Source organism: Bifidobacterium [indicum] DSM 20214 = LMG 11587 (assembly GCF_000706765.1).
Classification (GTDB): Bacteria; Actinomycetota; Actinomycetes; order Actinomycetales; family Bifidobacteriaceae; genus Bombiscardovia; species Bombiscardovia coryneformis.
In genome coordinates this window covers 580812-599137 of sequence record NZ_CP006018.1, presented here as the reverse complement: position 1 = coordinate 599137, position 18326 = coordinate 580812, and the positions used below count along the sequence as shown (strand labels likewise).

Genomic DNA, 18326 nt, shown 5'->3' with positions numbered 1-18326 from the left:
GCGAGCAAAGCGACCAGCCGGTCGACAGTTTGCCTAAACGGTGTTAATCTATAAACGTCGTTAATTCGTCTGGACCAGAAAACCATGAGCGGTTTCCGTTGGCCCAACTCAAGGAGGAGGCGGACATGCGCCATACCAGACCTGCCAGCACCCCTGCAGCCATGTCCGAACTCAACCAGTCCAGGATTGTGCACAGCCTGCATGCCGATGGAATCAGCTCCAGGGCCGACATCGCCAGGAAACTCAACCTCACCGCCCCGGCAGTGGGCAAGCTGGTCGGCCGACTCATCGACGCCGGCATCGTCAGCGAGACTGGCGAAATGACCTCCGGAGGGCATGGCCGCTCCATTGGACTCAAACTGAATGCAAAACGCTACCAGGTCATCGGAGTCAAATTCGCCCGCAGCCTGGTCCAGATTGCGGTATTCGACATCGGTGGGCACCTGCTGAGCATGGAGGAGCTGCCTCCAGTGGCCGATGAGAACGTGGAGGACTGCGTCGAGGAGGTTCGCGGACGCATCCGAGGCCTGCTTGACGAAGACCCCTCCATTGTGGCCATCGGCATGGCCGTACCCGGACCCTATCTACGCGAAGAGGGTCGAATCGCGGTTGTCACCAGCATGCAGGGCTGGCGCGGCATCAACTTCATCAAGGAGTTCGGCAAAGCCTTCCGAGTCCCCACCTTCATTGAGCAGGACGCCCGGGCCGGAGCCATGGCCGAGAGTCTCTTCGATTCCCGCATCGCAGGCTCCAGCCTGGCCTATTACCTGGTGGGCGAGGGCGTCGGCCTCGGAGTCATCGACCAGGGCAATCCGGTGGATGGGAACCTGGGAGCCGCCACGGAAATCGGCCATGTCAGCATCGACATGAACGGAACCGCCTGCGAGTGCGGCAATCGGGGATGTCTGGAGTGCTACTGCTCGGCCGTGGCCATACACACCCTGATGGGCAGAACCAACCAGGGGGACCACTTCCCCGGACTGGCGGCCATGACCCACAAGGAGGCCTGTGACCTCCTCTTCACCATGGCCCGCCAAGGCGACAGGACGTCCATGGCGCTCCTCGACCAGGTGGCCGACTACGTAGGCTACGGATGCGTCACCATCGTCAACGCATATAATCCCGCGCAGATCATCATCGGCGACCTGGTGGCACAGGCTGGCCAACCCCTGCTGGACCGGGTCAAGAGCCTGGTGTCCGCACGGGCCCTCCCCCAAGTACGGGACCACACCGAGATTCTGCTGTCGGACCTCCCCGCGGATGCCACACTGACCGGGGCCGCCGCCGTGGCCGCCAACCAGTTCCTGGAGCACCCCTCAAGCCTGGGAGGAATGGGATGAGAAACCATGCGAGGCCATTCTTCGCGACATCTACTGCTCTGACCGACAGAGGGGCTCAAACACGAACATCGCCCCCAGCCGGCGCACCTACCGTACAGGCACCATCCGTAAGAAAAACACCATCAATCTGAAGAACACCATCAGGAAAGGAAGACCATGGCCGCAAAACCAATAGTCCTCAGCATCGGCGAACTCCTCTGGGACGTGCTGCCCTCGGGCAAGCGTGCAGGAGGGGCCCCCGTCAACTTCAGCTATCACGCCACGAAGAACGGCGCTGACGGGTACGCCTTCAGCGCCGTGGGCAATGACGACCTGGGACGGGAACTGGAAGAGGCCATCAAGGAGGCCGGGGTCAAGGCCATCCTGCAACACAACGACCATCCCACCAGCACGGTCGAGGTGGAACTGAACGAGGGCATCCCCCAGTACATCTTCAAGCCGGACGTGGCCTGGGACCATCTGAGGTGCACCGACGAGCTCTCCGCTCTTGCCAGGAAGGCCGACTCGGTCTGCTACGGAACCCTGGCCCTGCGCAGCGACGAATCCCGCAAGGCCGGCTTGGAAGCCCTGAAGGTCACCCGACCCGATGCCATGCGGTTCTTCGACATCAACCTGCGTGGCACCTTCTACTCCCCGGACCTGATTCACGAACTTCTGAACATGGCAACGGTCTTCAAACTCAACGACGAGGAGCTGGTGCTTCTGCGTGACATGTTCAAGATCCCCGGGGATACGGATGCCGAACTCTGCCAGTGGTTCATGGACGAGTACCACCTGAACACCATCGTCCTGACGGCGGGCAGCGACTACAGCACCATCTACCTTTCGAATGGCGAGACCTCCCGCATCCGGACCCCCAAGATCAAAGTCGCCGATACGGTCGGTGCCGGGGACGCCTTCTCCGGCACCTTCGCCATCAACCGTCTCCTGGGGGCCTCACTGGTCCAGGCGCACCGTGCAGCCGTCAACACGGCGGCCTTCGTCTGCTCCCAGCAGGGTGCCTGGCCGGAATACCCCGACCAGATTCCCGATTACCTGGCCCAGGAAGGGCGCTGAATCCCGACGAACCACTCCCCGACCTGCCTCTTGTAACTGGGACGGGGTGGCAATAGCTGCCACCGCTTCGTCTTTCACTTGGCTCTGCCTCGCCACCCCTGGCCGACGGGAACCCTATCCCGTCAAATCCAGCGATCCAAACCGCCCGATGGATTCACCGCCCTTACGTGCCCGAGCGAAGTCATGCGTATTTCCGTTCGAGTTCAGCACAGAGGGATTCGCGGGCGTCCAGCCTGATGGACTCGATATCGGCCTTTATCTGACGGTACTGGGCGACCAGACTGTCGCGACGGGGCGGGGTCAGGCTGGGGTCATCGAGCTGGTAGAGCACTTGATCCTTGCGTTTTTCAAGTAAGGTACGTATGCGGGCATGGTACTGATCGGGCGACTCAGGGCCGGAATAGCGGGGCGAGCGCAGGACGACATCTGCCGGATCCTGGTATTTCATGGGGTCAAACTTACCCATTCGTGGACAAATACAAGTTATTTCTTACCAAAGGCTTAGCCGGAGCGAAGACATCGAAACTGTCTGCATCTCTGACACCCGCAGTCAGAGATGCAGACACGGGCACCAACCTCGTTATCGGCACCGTCAGTTCACCGGGTGCCCTCCCCCACAGGACCCAGCCAACGTAGTCAGGCGGCGGCCCTTAGACTGGTAACCATGAGAATCGTCATTCAGCGGGTTACCCGGGGTCGCGTGAACGTAGTGGACGAACAGGGCCGTCCAGACACCGGGTTTGCTCCGCAACAGATCGACCAGGGACTTCTGCTCCTGGTGGCGGTCAGCGATCAGGACGGCCCGGACCAGGTGGCATACGCAGCCAGGAAGATCGTCAATATGAGGATCTTCGAGGACGAACAAGGCAAGATGAACAGGTCAGTACTCGACTGCCGGGGGCAGATTCTGTCGATCTCCCAATTCACCCTCTACGGCGATATCCGCCGCGGCAACCGACCCAGCTTCATAGGAGCCGGCAAGCCGGACCACGCCAAGGCGGTCTGGGAGGATTTCAATCAGGCCCTGTCAGAATACGGAATCAAGGTGTCCACCGGCAGTTTCGGCACCCATATGCGGCTTGACTTCATCAACGACGGCCCTGTGACCATCCTCCTGGACACCGACGAACTGATGTAGGCACCTATCTGACTATGGGCCTGAGGGGCGCGGAGACATCGAGCTGGTGCTTGTCTCCGATTTTGCTGGGATCGTTGATGATTTTATCCACGACGGCCAGCTTGAGTTTCAGATCGGAACTGTCGCCCCAGACAATCACGCGCTCACCATTATTCAGCTCGGTGGTGATGGAATCCTGGGTGTCGGCCGTCACCTTGGTCACGGAGTGGCGCATCGTTTCAGGCATGGCGGAGAGTATCCGAAGGGTCTGTTTGACCACCAGGTCGCTCTTGCCGTGTTCCAGGTTGGACACCTGGATGATGGGAATGTCATTGACAGGCTTGTCGACGGTGTTGAGCACCCGCCCCTCCCGGTCCACGGCAGTCATGGTGTCGTTGGAATCCTTGAGGATTGCAGTGGGCTCCTGGGCGTTGAAGGTCACACGAAGACCGTGGGGGAAGTGCTTGTGCACCTGGGCGTCGGTCACTCCGGCCATACCGCCGATGTCCCGCTCGATCGCCCCCGTCGAAATCAACAGGAGGGACCGGTCACCCTGCCCTTTGACGATTGTCTCCACCCGTTCGTTGTTCACCCAGGCATTGCCGCCCGAAACCTCGATGTCCTCGGCATGTAGCCTGAAGACGGGCGAGATGAAGAGAAGCCAGACCAGGGCGGCAACAAGGGCCAGCACCAGGACGGAGATACCGGTACGGATAAGGACGACCCGGCGATTGACCGACTTCTTTTCTTGGACCCTGGCCTGGAAATCGATGACCTTGGGACGGACGAAGACCCCCATGCCCTGCTGATCCTGGTCGGCCCCGATACGGTTCGATACCGCCTGGTTGGAGGGCATGTTCCTGGCGTCGACGAAGTCGTCGGTCTTGCTTTTCTTGGTTGAGCTAATGGTGCGGGCGGACGACTTGTCGACATCAGCCGGTGTCTTCCCCTTGGTCTTCCCCCGGCGGGAAATCAGTCCTCCGGACTTGACCGACCGCTTGGACCCCTCTTGCCCCTTCGGGTCCTGTGAGCTGATGACTCTGCGGGTTGTCACCGTGCGCCCTCTCTCCGGTCCCGGCCCTCGGACCTGGAGGCCAGCCGGTCAAGGATGACCTGCCCCATGGTTGTGATGTCACCGGCCCCGACCGTGATGATGACATCACCGGGCTGAGCCCGGTCAGCGACATCCAGAGCCGCCTGGTTCATGTCCTCACATGCGTGGAAGTCGGCCTGGTGCCCCGGTGCATCCTCCGCCTTCGCGGATCGTCGGGCCTGGAGGATGGTATCAGGGCCAACCTCCGGGTAGTCCTCCTGGCGCTCCCGGGCAGGGAAGATACCGGTCACGGTCACATCGTCCGCCTGGCTCAGGGCTGCAGCGAACTGGTCGGCGAAGATCCGGGTCCTTGAAAACAGGTGGGGTTGGAAGAGCACCCGGATGACCCGATTCGGATACCGCCTGCGGGCGGCATCCAGAAGGGCTGCGATTTCGGTGGGATGGTGGGCGTAGTCGTCCACCAGGGTCACGCCGCCTATCTCCCCCCTGACTTCAAACCTCCTGGAAGCGCCACGGAAGTCCCCCGCCGCCCTGGCTGCGGCCTGGGGATCCATACCCAGAAGGGTGCAGGCGATGATGGCCGCAGCGGCATTCCTGGCATTGTGCAGGCCGGGTATGGCCAGGTCGACGGGGATGTCGACCGTTCGGTCCGTCGAATCCCCCCGGCCTGCGGAATCACCTGAACCACCGGACCTCCCCGTATCGGTTCCCGACCCGCCTGCATTCAGGTCCAGGAGATTGGAAGGAATCCGCAGGGTGCACCGTTCACGCCCGGATCCACTGGCCTCCGACTCGGATACGATTCTGACCAGACTGGCCCCCTCCAGGGTCTCCTCCCCCAGCTGCGAACGCGTCCCGGTCGAGTAGACCACAATCCTGGCCCGGCAATCCCCATCCAGGTCCCTGAGAACATCCAGTCCCCCCTGGTCGTCACCGCAGATGACCAGGTACCCCTCGGCACGGCGGGCATGGTCGACGAAGGCCTGGCGGAAGGCGGTCGGCGTTCCATAATGGTCCAGATGGTCGGGTTCCACATTCGTAACGATGGCAATGGTGGGGTGGTATTTGCTGAAACTGCCGTCCGACTCGTCCGCCTCCGCCACAAGCACGTCACCCTGCCCGACATGTCCGCCGTCGATGGCCCCCTGTGCCGACTGGATGGAGCTCCCGATGGCGTAGCTTGGATCGGCGAGCCGACCTGTTCCGGCCTCAGTCAGGATATGGGCGGTCAGGGCGCTGGTTGTGGTCTTACCGTGAGCACCTGCGACGGTCACGGAACGCCGCGAGGCCATCAGGAGGGCGAGGATGTCGCTGCGGTGCAGGATCCTGGAGCCCTGAGCTCGGGCCGCCAGAATCTCAGGGTTATCCGGCTTGATGGCACTGGACCAGACCACGGTCCGGGCACCCAGCACATTCTCGGCCTTCTGACCTATGTGAACCGTAATGCCCAGCTTCTCCAGACGCTCGGTCTTCTCGCTGGCCTGCCTGTCGGAACCCGAAACCTGGACACCGGTCTCATGGAGCATCTCGGCCAGAACACTCATACCGGCTCCCCCGATACCGATGAAGTGGGTCGCACCCAGGGCCCGAGGGTCGATGATTCCCGATCCGACCAGTGAATCACGGGTCGGATCCAGCCCTGCCGAGTCGGCACCCTGAGCGCCTTGCGTCACACCCGAGCACAGGGACGGAGAATCCGAAGTCGGCACCGACGAGTCCATGGCCTGAGCCGACTGGTTCCCTGTGGCTGGATTCCTACGATCATTGCTGGGCAAGATACATCTCCTCGGACGATTCATACTGACTTCATTATGGCGGCAGACCTGTACGCAGGGGAAGCCGTTTCCAGGCATGGACCTGGGGTGGACATCAGCCCTTCCCGGCCGTGGATAGGATCCGGGAAGCCATGACCTGAGCGGCATCACGGATACCGTATTCCCATGAACGTCGTCGCATGGTCCGAAGCGCGTCCTCATCGGCCAGGAGGTCGGGCACATGGTCTTTAATCCAAGCAGGAGTCAGGTCGGCATCGCCCACCATCACCCCTCCCCCTGCCTCGACCACAGGCTGGGCATTGAACCGCTGTTCTCCGTTGCCGATCGGCAGGGGAACGTAAATCGCAGGCAGTCCCAGCGCCGTCAATTCACTGACGGAGCCTGCACCGGACCGGCATAGCACCAGATCGGCACAGGCAAAGGCCAGGTCGATGCGCTCCAGATACTCGGCCATGTGGTAATCACCGGACCCACGATGCGCCGGATCCAGATCGGTGACCACTCCCTCGCCCAGGTCGCCGACCACACGCCTGCTCACCTGTTCCGCCTTGCCGCGACCGGTCAGGTGAATCACCTGCCCCAGCTCCAGAAGCCTCCCTGCGGAAGCGGATACGGCCTTGTTGAGACTGGCTGCTCCCAGGGAGCCACCCGTCACCAGAATCACCTTCCGGTCCGGATCCAGGCCCAGCCGTGTCGCTGCCTCGACCCGGACGGATCGGGGATCGCGCTCCATCCTGTCGACCAGATCCGCAATGGCCGGCCTCAGGGGCAGACCGACACGTTCGACCGGAGCGCCGGGACGGGCCTTGATGCCCGTGTGCCCGTATGCGGTTCCCACATAGTCTGCCCAGCGGGCTCCCAGCTTGTTGGCCATGCCGGCCCGGGCATTCTGCTCATGAATCAGGATGGGGATGCCCATCACCCTGGCCGCCCGGTATACCGGTGCCGCGGCGTACCCACCGAAACCGACAACCAAATCGGCCGATTGGCGGCGGAGAATCTTCTTGACCCTACCGACCTCCCTGCACCAACGCACAGGGAATCTCAGGGCATCCAGGTTGGGCCGACGGGGAAAGGGCACCTTTTCGATTACTTCCAGGGGGAATCCCGCAGCAGGGACCAGTTCATGCTCCAGACCCACGGCAGTGCCGATGACGCTGATGTGCGCCTGGGGACATTCCTTCCGCAGGGCAGCTGCCACACTCAACAGGGGGTTGACATGCCCGGCAGTGCCGCCTCCGGCCAAGACCACATGAGGCCCTTTTCCGGCCTCTTTCCTCTGCTCTGCCACTTCAGTTCGGTCCTCGTCAATCATGGTGAAGATTCTACTCATTCCCCCGTAGCAATGGCATTGACATCCGGTTGGGTACGAATCATGCTCAGGGCCACTCCGGCCGAAACCAGACACATGATCAGAGCCGTACCGCCTGCGGAGACGAAGGGTAGCGGCAGACCGATGACCGGGAGAAGTCCGAGGACCACACAGATGTTGATCAGGGCCTGACCCACCAGCCATACATCCAGGCAGACCAAGACCATACCGGCATACCTGTTTTCGGTGGTCAGGGCGATGCGCAACATGCACCATCCCATGGCGATGAAGACCACGATGACCAGGACTGCACCGAAGAAGCCCAGCTCCTCGCCGATCACAGCGAAGATGAAGTCGTTATGCGCCTCGGGCAGGTAATTCCACTTCTCCCTGGAATTGCCGAGCCCTACACCGGTGAGTCCACCGGAGGCCATGGCATAGAGTCCATGTATGGATTGGTAGCAGATTCCCTGAATGTCATCGGCCGAGCACTCCCCGTAGGCCGCCAGGATGCGCTGGGTCCTGTTGCCGTTCCCCATGACGGAGAAGCCGACGATTCCGGCCAGGCCGAGCGTGGCCAGACTCAGGAGCCACTTCAGGGGGAAACCAGAAACCAAGAAGGCCACGAAACCTATAATGACGATGATCATGGCCGTACCCAGGTCCTTGCCCAGCATGATCAGGCCGAAACTGAGTACAAATCCGATAATCGGTTTCAGATATGGTGTCCAGGGATGGGCGGGATCCTTCCCGTCACGAATCTCGTGCTGCGCCACTATCAGCGCCTGGGGAAGCCAGATGCACAAGGCCAGCTTGAGCATCTCGGCCGGCTGCATGGAGATGCCGCCGATTGATATCCACCCCTGATTGCCGTTTGCCGAGCGCCCCAGTGGGGTACGTGTCAGAAGCTGTGTAAACTGGCTGAAAACCAGGAATGCCATCGACCAACGTTGATAACTCTCCACCTTGATGCGCTGGGCAACGAAGGCGCAGGCCAGGCCGACCAGGCAGTAGATGGCCTGTCGAATCACCTGGCTCCAGGGAGAACTGCCCTGGGCCACCAGATCGACCGAGGACGAAGAGAAGACCATCATCAGACCGAAGACCGTGGTGGCCATGACCGAGGTAACGAACCCGTTATAGCACCAGACCGGATTCAGGATGGCCCGCCAGCCCCGATATGGGTCGCGTGCCCCTCCCTTGCCCTTGCTCCTGTCGTCCTTGTTCGGGTCAGCGGTTTTCGCCATGAGCCTTCACCCACCTCCTGGCCTGGTCAGCGAATTTTCGACCACGGTCGGCATAGGACTTGAACTGGTCCATGGAGGCACAGGCCGGTGCCAGGAGGACCACCTGACCGGGGTGGGCGTAATCTCCGGCGGCCCGAACGGCCCTGCCCATGACATCCTGTTCGGAGTCCGGGTCGATGATGGTCAGGGGGATATCCGGAGCCTCGGATTCGAAGGCCTGAAGCATGGTGGTCTGGTCCTTGCCGATGATGACGGCGCCTGCCATCCGCCTGGCCTGGGTCCGTACCAGGTCCTCGAACCGACCTCCCTTGGCCAGGCCGCCGGCAATCCAGACCACTGAGCCGTCCGGGTAGCTGGACAGGGAGGCCTTGGCAGCGTGGGCGTTGGTGGCCTTGGAATCATCCACAAACCTGATGGCCTCCGCCCCGGACCCCAGGCTGGCCACGGTCTGGATTCGATGATCTCCCGGCGCAAAGACCCGCATGGCCTCCAGGGCGGCATCCCTATCGGCGCCCGCACCCAGGCATAGGGCCAGGGCACAGAGGGCATCAGCCAGCAGATGCGGATAGACGGTCCCGTCCGGTTCGCACAGGTGGGTCAGGTCGGCAAGGGCGACCAGGCGCTCGGCCAGTCCCGGCTGACCTCCACCGAGACCGCTCATGTCGACGACCCAGCCTCCGTCCACGCCGATCTGGCCTGGCTCGGGGGCACCAAGAGTGAATCCCACCTTGGCACATCCGGGAGCAGGATGGGCCTGGTCGGCCAGGGCACACACCCGGTGATCATCGGCGTTGTAGACCAGGGCCTTACGCACACCCTCGTAAATCATGGCCTTGTCGGCGGCATACTGCTCGAACCCGCCGTGCCAGTCCAGGTGGTCGGCAGCCAGGTTGGTGATGGCTGCGCACTCCAGGGCCGGCGATTCGGTGAAATGGAGTTGGAAGGAACTCAACTCGACGCACAGCACATCATTTGCAGGATCAAGAACAGCCTGCGAGACGGCCTTGCCGATGTTGCCGACCGCTGGTGCCCGCATGCCCGATGACTCCATCATGGCTGAAACCATCTGTGTGGTCGAGGTTTTCCCGTTGGTGCCCGTGATGCCTATCCAGGGTGCCGGGGCTCCGGTCCGCGTACTGTTCACCCGCATACGCCATGCCGCCTCGACTTCGCTCACCACCGGAATGCCCCGCCTTTGCGCTTCCAGAATGAAGGAAGTGCGCGGGTTGAAGACCGGTGAAGTCACAACCAGGTCGGTCTGGCCCCAGTCGATGGACTCGAAGTCCCGGAGGTCGGCCTCGGCCACGTTCTGGTCCAGGGTGGTCACGGCGGCCACACGTCCCCGAAGGGCTTCGGCCACACTTCTGCCGGAGATGCCCAACCCTACGACCAGTACCCGCTTGTCGCTCATGTCCATGAAGGGAAACACCCCGTTTCACTCGACCGGCGGTTCCTGGGTGTGGTTCCGGCCGCCGGTGGACCGATACCCTGCAATTTCAGCCGCTCAGATGGGCAGGCCGGACCGGGCCACCCAGTCCACGTAGAAGAGGACCAGGGCCAGGAGGACGAAAATCAGGTCGATCATCCAGAACCGGACCACAACCTTGGACTCCTGCCATCCCAGCAATTCAAAGTGGTGGTGGATGGGTGCCATCTTGAAGACACGCTTATGGGTCAGTTTGAAATACCCCACCTGGATTACATCCGAAGCGGTCTCGATCACGAAAAGTCCGCCCAGGATGACCGCCAGAAGCTCGGTGTGGGTGGCGATGGAAAGGGCCGCAAAGAGCCCGCCCAGGGCCAGGGATCCCGTGTCGCCCATGAAGATGGAGGCCGGATTGGTGTTGTACCAGAGGAAGCCGAAGCAGGCCACGGCCGCACAGCAGGCGATGATGGTCAGGTCCAGGGGGTCCGAAACAGCATAGGAATGGCCGGGATGCCCTGATCCCTTGAGGTGGTAGCTCTCCCAGAAGGCGATGACGGTGTACCCGGTGAAGGCGATCATGGAACTGCCCGAAGCCAGGCCGTCCAGGCCATCGGTCAGGTTGACGGCATTGCTCCAGGCCGTCATCAGGAGGTTGACCCAGATGATAAAGAGGATGATGGCCACCACATGGCCCGCCGCCTCGAAATTGATGATGGGATGCTCCACGAAGGATATCCCGGCCTGGGCGCTGGGAAAGCCGTTCTTGGTGGGGAGCTGAAGGGCCAGGATGGCGTAGATCGTGGCCAGGATGAACTGCCCGGTGAACTTGGCCTTGACGGAAAGACCCAGGTTCTGCTTCTTGCGGACCTTGGCAAAATCGTCGATGAAGCCCAGCCCGCCCATGGAGAGCATGGCGAAGAGGACCAGCATGGCCGAGAGGGATGGAGTCTCTCCCCGCGACAAGTAGCGGTAAAGCGCGGAAGCGGCCCACCCGAGGAGGATGGCCAGGTTAATGACCACTCCGCCCATGGTCGGAGTCCCCCTCTTGATCTGGTGGGATTGGGGACCGTCCTGGCGGATGTACTGCCCGTAGTGAAGACGGTGCACCAACCTGATCAGCAGAGGGGTGCCAGCCAGCGTGACCACCAGGGAGACCAGAATTCCTATGATGAGGGCTATCACTGTGTGTACTCCAACTCTTGGATCATGTCCGTGAACGATTTCGCCTGAAAACCGGTCTCCAGCTTACCCATACCTCAGCCCTGCCACCTGTCTGCCAGGGCCGAAAGGCCGGACATGTGCGACCCCTTCAAAAGGACCAGGGCTCCGGGATGCTCTGCGGCCAGACCCTCTACCGTCTCTCCGGCCCGGTTCGCATCGGGCGTATAGATGACCCGCATGGGCACATCGGACCCCCCGGTCTCTCCGCCGGCCCCCCGAACCATGGCTCGAACCAGGTCGTTTGCTGATGCATCATCACAGCCCACGGCAACCAGGGCATCCAGATCGATCCGACGGCAGTAAGCACCGATCTGCTCATGCAGTTGCGCCGACTGGTCACCGAGTTCCAGCATGACGCCCAGGACCGCGACCCGGTAGGGTTTGCCCTGGTTCCCGGCTCCCTGCCAGGTGGACAGGGCATCCAGCCCGGCCCGCATGGAATCGGGATTGGCGTTGAAGGAGTCATCAATCAGGGTGAATCCCGCCCTGTCGGTCCATACTGTTCCCACAGCCATGCGGTGTGGGCTGATCCTGGCATCCCGGCCCAGACCCTCGGCAATGGCATCGGGGTCCAGACCCAGATGATGGGCTACCGCAGCCGCAGCCAGGGCGTTCATCACATTGTGCATGCCCGATATGCCCAGGTGGACGCGGACAGGATCGGCTCCGGCGAAGGTCAGCGTGAAAGAGGGGCGGTCCAGGCCATCCCTGACCACATCGGTCGCACGGGCATCCAAATCAGACGACTCCTCGTTCATGCCAAACCTGAGGACACCGCCCGGAGAGAGAGGCGCCATGGCAGCAACACGTGAATCGTCGGCGTTGAGCACGGCCAGCCCTCCAGGGACCAGTCCTTGGACCATCTCGCTTTTGGCCTGGGCTATGCGGTCCACCGAGCCGAACTCGCCCAGGTGGGCCACACCCACCTTGAGGACCAGGGCCAGGTCAGGGGGAACAATCCTGGTCAGATGTGCTATCTCACCAATATGGTTGGCCCCCATCTCGGCCACCAGGAACCGCGTCCCCTCACCCACCTGCAGGGCTGTCAGCGGCAGTCCTATCTCATTATTGAAGGAACCGACCGGAGCCACGACCGTCCCCAGTGCTGACAGCAGGGAGGCCAGGAGGTCCTTGGTCGTGGTCTTACCGACAGAACCGGTGATGCCGATGACCGTGAAATCAGTACCCGCCGCCCGGCGCAGTTCAATATTGCGCTTGGCCAGGAGCCCCAGAGCCTCGATGGTGTCATCCACCAGAATCTGCGGCAGGTCAGCCCCGGAAACCGGGTGGTCCACCAGGGCGGCGCACACTCCACGGGCACCCATCCCGGGCAGGAAATCATGCCCGTCCACCCGTTCTCCATGGATGGCCACAAAGAGGGAGCCCTCCCCTGCCTGCCGTGAATCTGAGACCACCCGGAGCGATACGGACTGGGCGGCGCCACCTTCAATCGGCTCCGAACCTTCGACGGGAATCAGACGGCCCGACACACTCCGAGCTACCTCCTGCAGGGTCATGGGCATGGTCCCTGCCTGAACACACTGACTCATCCTCACCTCTCAGGACATTTCGCGGGAGACACGCAGGGCGCTCCTGATGTTGTTGCGCTTGACCCCGGCGGCCATGGTCATCGCTATGCACAGGGACAAATCCTCGAAGGGCGATCCCGGGAGCACCGACTGCCTGGCCAGGGAATCCGAATCGTCGGTTCGCCGTGCCACAGTGGTCCGCCCGCCCAGGCCGAATCCGAATCGTCGGGCATGGGAGAGCATCCTTGCACGTCGCAGATCGCTGGCGGAAGCCTCTTGCTCACCCAGGGCCACCACGTCCATGTCGACAGACCGGAGGGCATCCTTCTGCAGGGTCTCCTCCCCCACCGATATGACAACCGCGGCGGCGCCATCCTCAAGGTATATGGACAGACAACGCTGGATGTCGAACATGCTCAGCGGGTAGTCCAAATTCAGCTCGCGATCGAGGGAATAGGAACCGTGGGCGCTGATGACCCCCACCGGATTGCCCAGGACATGCAGGAATTCGGCCAGGGTATCCACCCCGCCGTACACATCAGACCCGACCAGGCCGAAGACGGCCAGGGAACTGGAAGGATCACCCGCCACAGTGGAAAGGAGCTGTCCCATTTGGGAAGGAAGCATATTGCCAAACAGGAGGGGAATCTGAGCATTTCGTATCTTGTGCCGATCCGTGGAGGGCAGGAGGGCGGCATAGGCGCCTCTGCGCTCGGCCTCGTCCACCATGCCCTGGTCTGCCTCCCCATCCGGCACATAGAGGCTGCCGGGACGCACTGATACCAGGTCATTGGCCAGGGATGTGACCGTGACGGGTTCCGCAAACGAAGGAATCAGGGTCAGCCCATACCTCCCCTTGAGCTGTCCCAGGGTCATTCTTCGGGAGATTGACTCGCTCAACGCGCTCATTCTTCAATCTCTCCTTTGCTCGGGAATTCGACGGTGGCCCGCCGGTGTCACCATTCTACCGGGATAGCATCGGTTCTCGGCGAGGAGGCGGGGACCCGGTATTTCTGCATAAGGAATTCACCGATTTGGGCGAAGACCGGGCCGGCCGTGATGCTACCGAAGACACCGTCGCTGCTCTTGGGGTTCTTCAGGACCACGGTGACCACAAAGTGGGGGTCGTCGGCCGGGAGGACTCCCACCCAGTCGCTGATGATGCCGGTCAGCTTACCTGAGTTATCGGCCACCTCGGCCGTACCGGTCTTTGAAGCCACCCGGTACCCCTCGACCCTGGCCGTGTTCTGATAGAGCTCGGCCACCGATTCCATGCCGTTCATCAGCGAGGCGGCCACCGCCTCATCGACCACCCTGACCTGGTTGGCGTTGGTCTTCCCCTCGCTGAGGATGATGGACTGGTCGGAGCGCACCCCCTTGTTGGCCAAGGTGGCGACCGCGTTGGTGAGCTGGATGGCATTGGTGGCATAGCCCTGACCGAAGAGAACGGTGTTGCGCGTACGGCGGTCCCAGGTCTGAGGCGTGGTCAGCAGGCCCTTGGACTCGCCGGGCAGCCCCAAAGCGGAAGGCTGGCCTATGCCGAACCTGGTCAGGTAGTCATAGCGTTTTTGGTCAGGGTACTTGTCGCCTGCCATGACCATGCCCACATTGGAGGAATTCTGGAGTATGCCAGCCAGGGTCCAGTGTTCAGTGGGATGGTCGAAGGCGTCCTTGTACTGCTGGTTGTCGACGGTGATGTGGTCCGGCACGGTGAACTTGTCGGACATGGTGTGCAGCTGTTCCTGGAGCATACCCGATATGGCGATGGTCTTGCCGATGGAACCAGGCTCGAAGGTCTCGGCCACGGCACGGGATGAGTGGATTTTGGCATCATCGCTGCCTGCCAGATAGTCATCGGTGTCGGCCAAGGCCACGATTTGGTTGGTATGGGTATCCTGGACCACTGCCAGAGCCCAGTCCGCGTGGAATCGATCACGACCGGTTTTCAAGGCCTGGCGGACGTACCACTGCACATCCTGGTCGATGGTAAGCCTCACATCTTTGCCGTTCTCGGGCGGATTGGACCTGGTCACGGTGCCGGGAATCTGCTGGCCCAGCATCCCCTGCTGGTAGACCTCGTATCCATCCTTGCCCGTCAACTGTCTGTTTTCGAGCTGCTCCAGGCCGGCGACACCCTTGCCCTCGGCGTCGATGCCGCCTATCAGTGAACCCATCAGGTCGGCATGCGGGTATGTGCGCTCGCTGCTGAGCTCGGCCGTGATGATACCGGCCAGCCCCAGCTTGTCGATGGAGCGCTTGACCTCGGGGGTGACCTGCTTGGCCAGAATCACATAACGCCCGGGCACACTGAGCTTGCCGCCAAGCTCCATGGCATTCATGTTCAGCTCGGGCGCAAGAAGACGCGCCACGCCTGCCGCTCCATCGGCCCCAACCGGGTTCCCGCCGATACTGTGGCAGTTCTCCTTGGTCTTCTTGGTGCAGTCGATGGGGACGAAATCAGCCGCAGCCTTCGGATCGCCCACAATCGTGTACCGCTCCAGACTCTGGGCCAGCACCCGCCCATTCACATCCAGAATCCGCCCCCGCTGAGCCTTGATGGTGTGCGGAACCGTGCGGCTTTCAGCCGCAGCCTGAGCCATGGACCGACCGTCGAACAGCTGGATATAAGCCAGCTTGCCAAGGGCCGCCAGCGCAACAATCACCAAGACCAGGCCCACCACCAGCGACCTGCGGCAGAAAGGACGACGCCACGAGATGGACGTACCCGATCTGCGGCTCACTGCTGACCGCCCGTCGCGTCTATGGAAGGAGCCTGGTATCCCTGAAGATCGATGGAATTCAGGCCCTGCTGAGGCTGCATACCGAGTTCTTGGGCCTTATCGGGCAGGGAAGCCTGGAGCTGGTCCAGTTGGTTCTGGTCGTCCTGAACATCCTGGGTCAGGTTGCTGATCGAGTTCTGGACCCGGGTGGCCTCGAAGGAGTTCTGGATCATCTGGGTACGGAGCATCAGGGATCCGAACATGGAGGCAGCCAGGAAGATGACCGCCACCAGGATGTGCATCATGGGAGTACCACGGTTGCGGGTCCAGGAGATGACCTTCCTGGCCCCCTCCGCCACGCTCCTGTCGTCGGACCGGCCACCCTTGATCAGACTGAGTTCAGGACGGGTCGAAATGGGTTGCGATTGCGGGTGACCCTTGCCCGGTGTCGCCTTGGAGCGCACGGTACGAGCTGCCGATGCCATCACAATCCCCTTCTGTAAGCGTGTACGGACCCGGCGGGGCCCGAACGGCCCCTTCCCTTCCCTTTCCGGGTCTTGGAGTCAGCGAAGTCAGTGTGTTTGGACAGGGTTTCCATTTCCCTGCGCCGTTCCTCGGGAATGGGGCCGGTCAATTCCACGGCCCGCAGTCTCACCGAAGCGGAACGTGGGTTCATGTCGAGTTCCTGACGGTCAGCCTTGATGGCACCGTGGGTCAGATCCTTGAAGAAGGGCTTGGCCTCTTCAGGGACCACAGGCATGCCGGCAGGCAGGTCCACATGCAGACCGGCCCCCATGAACCTCTTGACGGCGCGGTCCTCCAGGGAGTGGTAGGACTCCACAACCAAGCGCCCTCCTTGGGCCAGTCTCAGAGCAGCCTGCGGAAGGGTCCGCTGCAGCTTGTCCAGCTCACCGTTGACTTCGATTCGGAGAGCCTGGAAAACCCGCTTGGCCGGATTGCCCGGAGCCCTGTGGGCCTTGGGCACGGTCCTGTCGACCAGGTCATCCAACTGCGCCGAGGTGGTCAGGGGTTCCTTGTCCCTCGCATCAACGATGGCCCGGGCTATGCGGCCGGAGAAACGTTCCTCCCCATAGGCGCTGAAAATCCTGGTCAGGTCCTCCTGGCTGTACTCGGCAAGAATCCGACTCGCGGTCAGATCCTGGTCGGTGTCCATACGCATATCCAGGGGGGCATCCTGGCGATAGCTGAAACCCCGGTCCTGCTGGTCTATCTGCAGAGAGGAGAGACCCAGGTCCATAAAGACCAGATCGACCTGACCGATCCCGGCCTCCGACAAGACCTGATCCAGTTGGTCAAAGGCGGCATGGACCGGAATGAACCTGTCGGCCAGACCCGCATCGTGCATCCTGCCGGTGGCCAGATCCAGCGCCTCCCTGTCACGGTCGATGCCCACCAACCTGGCCTGGGGGCAAGCCTTCAGGAAGGCCGTGGCGTGTCCGGCCAATCCCAGTGTGCAATCCACCGCCGTGGCTCCGGGATGGTCCAGAGCAGGGGCGGCAAGGTCGAGGCAGGTCTGGAGGAGCACAGGCTGGTGCACCTGTCCCCTGTCAACAGCCTCCTGGTCGGGCCTGCCGGTCATCTGTCGCCGGTTCTCTTCCATGGCGCCCATCAGAAGTCCACCGCCGGCAGAACGTCGTCTGCAATGTCGGAGTACCCCTGCTCCTTGCTGTCCAGATAGGTCTGCCAGGCGTCCTGATCCCAAATCTCGGCCCTGGTGCCCACACCGATCACGACCACCTTCGAGGTGAGCCGTGCATAATCGCGGAGCATGGGCGGCACGAGAATGCGACCCTGCCTGTCCGGGGTCTGGTCGACGGCACCCGAAAGAAAGACGCGCAGATAGTCCCTGGCGGCCTTGTTGCCCATGGAGGTGTGCTGGATTCTCACGGCCATCCGACGGAATTCGTCCACGGGAAGGAGGCTGACGCATCGCTCCTGCCCCCTGGTCATGACCAGACCCTGACCCAACTCGGTCCTGAACTTTGCCGGCAGGGCCATGCGGCCCTTGGCATCCATCTTGGGCGTGTAAGTGCCCAGCAGGAGGGGCGGCAGGGCCGCGCCCTGCAGTACATCCTGATCATTTCCGTTGCCATTTCGGCCTGTTTCCAGGTCCTGGACCGGTGGGGTCGCTTCAAGTGGCCTGTCAGCCATTTCCCCACCTCCTATGCAACGAGCACCGAGGGGACTCCCCATTCAGAAAGGCGCCCCGATTCACAACGTTCCCCACTTTACCCCACGAATCACCATGAATCACCACCAATGTGCCAAATGGACACCGAATTAGGGTTTTGACACCAAAAATGACTTCACACGGCGTTTCTTCCCGATTCCTGCAAGTCGTGAAAACCGAGGCGGAACAGCTCCTCCTACCGGTCCCGGACAATCGGATTCCCGGCTCCGATGGGGGAATCCACGACGGCGATTTTCTCCTGCACCTGCTGTGACCGTCCCGCTCGATGCTCATATAGCGGTGGCGAGCTTCCCCAGGCAACCAATGAGGATGCCTGC

Annotated in this window: 16 protein-coding genes; 3 read left to right on the top strand and 13 right to left on the bottom strand. The window is 62.0% G+C overall.

Annotation, left to right across the window (positions count from 1 at the left end; translation table 11 throughout):
- Positions 1-125: 125 nt before the first annotated feature.
- Complete coding sequence (locus BINDI_RS02190; protein WP_033490789.1) at positions 126-1340, top strand: ROK family transcriptional regulator; 1215 nt, start codon at positions 126-128, stop codon at positions 1338-1340.
- A gap of 156 nt (positions 1341-1496) precedes the next feature.
- The gene (locus BINDI_RS02185; RefSeq protein ID WP_033489841.1) at positions 1497-2396 is read left to right on the top strand and encodes a carbohydrate kinase family protein; all 900 of its coding nucleotides are present in this window, start codon (positions 1497-1499) and stop codon (positions 2394-2396) included.
- A 181-nt stretch (positions 2397-2577) separates the two neighbouring features.
- Here BINDI_RS02185 and BINDI_RS02180 read toward each other — a convergent pair whose 3' ends face one another.
- The gene (locus BINDI_RS02180; RefSeq protein ID WP_033489840.1) at positions 2578-2862 is read right to left on the bottom strand and encodes a hypothetical protein; all 285 of its coding nucleotides are present in this window, start codon (positions 2860-2862) and stop codon (positions 2578-2580) included.
- Positions 2863-3060: 198 nt separating this feature from the next.
- Here BINDI_RS02180 and dtd point away from each other — a divergent pair, with 198 nt between their 5' ends.
- The gene (dtd, locus tag BINDI_RS02175; protein WP_033489839.1) at positions 3061-3534 is read left to right on the top strand and encodes a D-aminoacyl-tRNA deacylase; all 474 of its coding nucleotides are present in this window, start codon (positions 3061-3063) and stop codon (positions 3532-3534) included.
- A gap of 4 nt (positions 3535-3538) precedes the next feature.
- On the opposite strand, the gene BINDI_RS02170 is transcribed toward dtd, so the two are convergent.
- From BINDI_RS02170 to mraZ, 12 genes are all read right to left on the bottom strand, one after another.
- Positions 3539-4567, bottom strand: a complete 1029-nt coding sequence (locus BINDI_RS02170; protein WP_237742962.1) for a cell division protein FtsQ/DivIB — start codon at positions 4565-4567, stop codon at positions 3539-3541.
- On the bottom strand, positions 4564-6240 hold the full coding sequence (locus BINDI_RS02165) for a UDP-N-acetylmuramate--L-alanine ligase (RefSeq protein WP_033490787.1): 1677 nt from the start codon (positions 6238-6240) through the stop codon (positions 4564-4566). The genes BINDI_RS02170 and BINDI_RS02165 overlap by 4 nt, the downstream gene beginning before the upstream one ends.
- A gap of 196 nt (positions 6241-6436) precedes the next feature.
- Positions 6437-7657, bottom strand: a complete 1221-nt coding sequence (locus BINDI_RS02160) for a UDP-N-acetylglucosamine--N-acetylmuramyl-(pentapeptide) pyrophosphoryl-undecaprenol N-acetylglucosamine transferase (RefSeq protein ID WP_052108675.1) — start codon at positions 7655-7657, stop codon at positions 6437-6439.
- A 14-nt stretch (positions 7658-7671) separates the two neighbouring features.
- A complete protein-coding gene (locus BINDI_RS02155) occupies positions 7672-8901 on the bottom strand; it encodes an FtsW/RodA/SpoVE family cell cycle protein (RefSeq protein WP_033489838.1) in 1230 nt (409 codons plus the stop codon).
- Positions 8885-10318, bottom strand: coding sequence for a UDP-N-acetylmuramoyl-L-alanine--D-glutamate ligase (gene murD, locus BINDI_RS02150; RefSeq protein WP_033490784.1), 1434 nt, complete (start codon positions 10316-10318; stop codon positions 8885-8887). The genes BINDI_RS02155 and murD overlap by 17 nt, the downstream gene beginning before the upstream one ends.
- 87 nt (positions 10319-10405) lie before the next feature.
- On the bottom strand, positions 10406-11509 hold the full coding sequence (gene mraY / locus BINDI_RS02145) for a phospho-N-acetylmuramoyl-pentapeptide-transferase (RefSeq protein ID WP_033489837.1): 1104 nt from the start codon (positions 11507-11509) through the stop codon (positions 10406-10408).
- A gap of 74 nt (positions 11510-11583) precedes the next feature.
- On the bottom strand, positions 11584-13098 hold the full coding sequence (locus BINDI_RS02140) for a UDP-N-acetylmuramoyl-tripeptide--D-alanyl-D-alanine ligase (protein ID WP_148301962.1): 1515 nt from the start codon (positions 13096-13098) through the stop codon (positions 11584-11586).
- Positions 13099-13107: 9 nt separating this feature from the next.
- Complete coding sequence (locus BINDI_RS02135; protein ID WP_033489835.1) at positions 13108-13986, bottom strand: hypothetical protein; 879 nt, start codon at positions 13984-13986, stop codon at positions 13108-13110.
- Positions 13987-14033: 47 nt separating this feature from the next.
- Positions 14034-15818: a peptidoglycan D,D-transpeptidase FtsI family protein gene (locus tag BINDI_RS02130; protein ID WP_052108674.1), complete on the bottom strand. Its 1785-nt coding sequence runs from the start codon at positions 15816-15818 to the stop codon at positions 14034-14036.
- Entirely contained in the window at positions 15815-16282 is a 468-nt protein-coding gene (ftsL, locus tag BINDI_RS02125; protein WP_033489834.1) for a cell division protein FtsL, read from the bottom strand. Before ftsL ends, BINDI_RS02130 begins: the two co-directional genes overlap by 4 nt.
- A complete protein-coding gene (gene rsmH / locus BINDI_RS02120) occupies positions 16282-17397 on the bottom strand; it encodes a 16S rRNA (cytosine(1402)-N(4))-methyltransferase RsmH (protein ID WP_052108876.1) in 1116 nt (371 codons plus the stop codon). Before rsmH ends, ftsL begins: the two co-directional genes overlap by 1 nt.
- A gap of 29 nt (positions 17398-17426) precedes the next feature.
- Positions 17427-17969 (bottom strand): division/cell wall cluster transcriptional repressor MraZ, encoded by a 543-nt coding sequence (gene mraZ, locus BINDI_RS02115; protein WP_033489833.1) that lies wholly within the window; start codon positions 17967-17969, stop codon positions 17427-17429.
- Positions 17970-18326 lie beyond the last annotated feature (357 nt).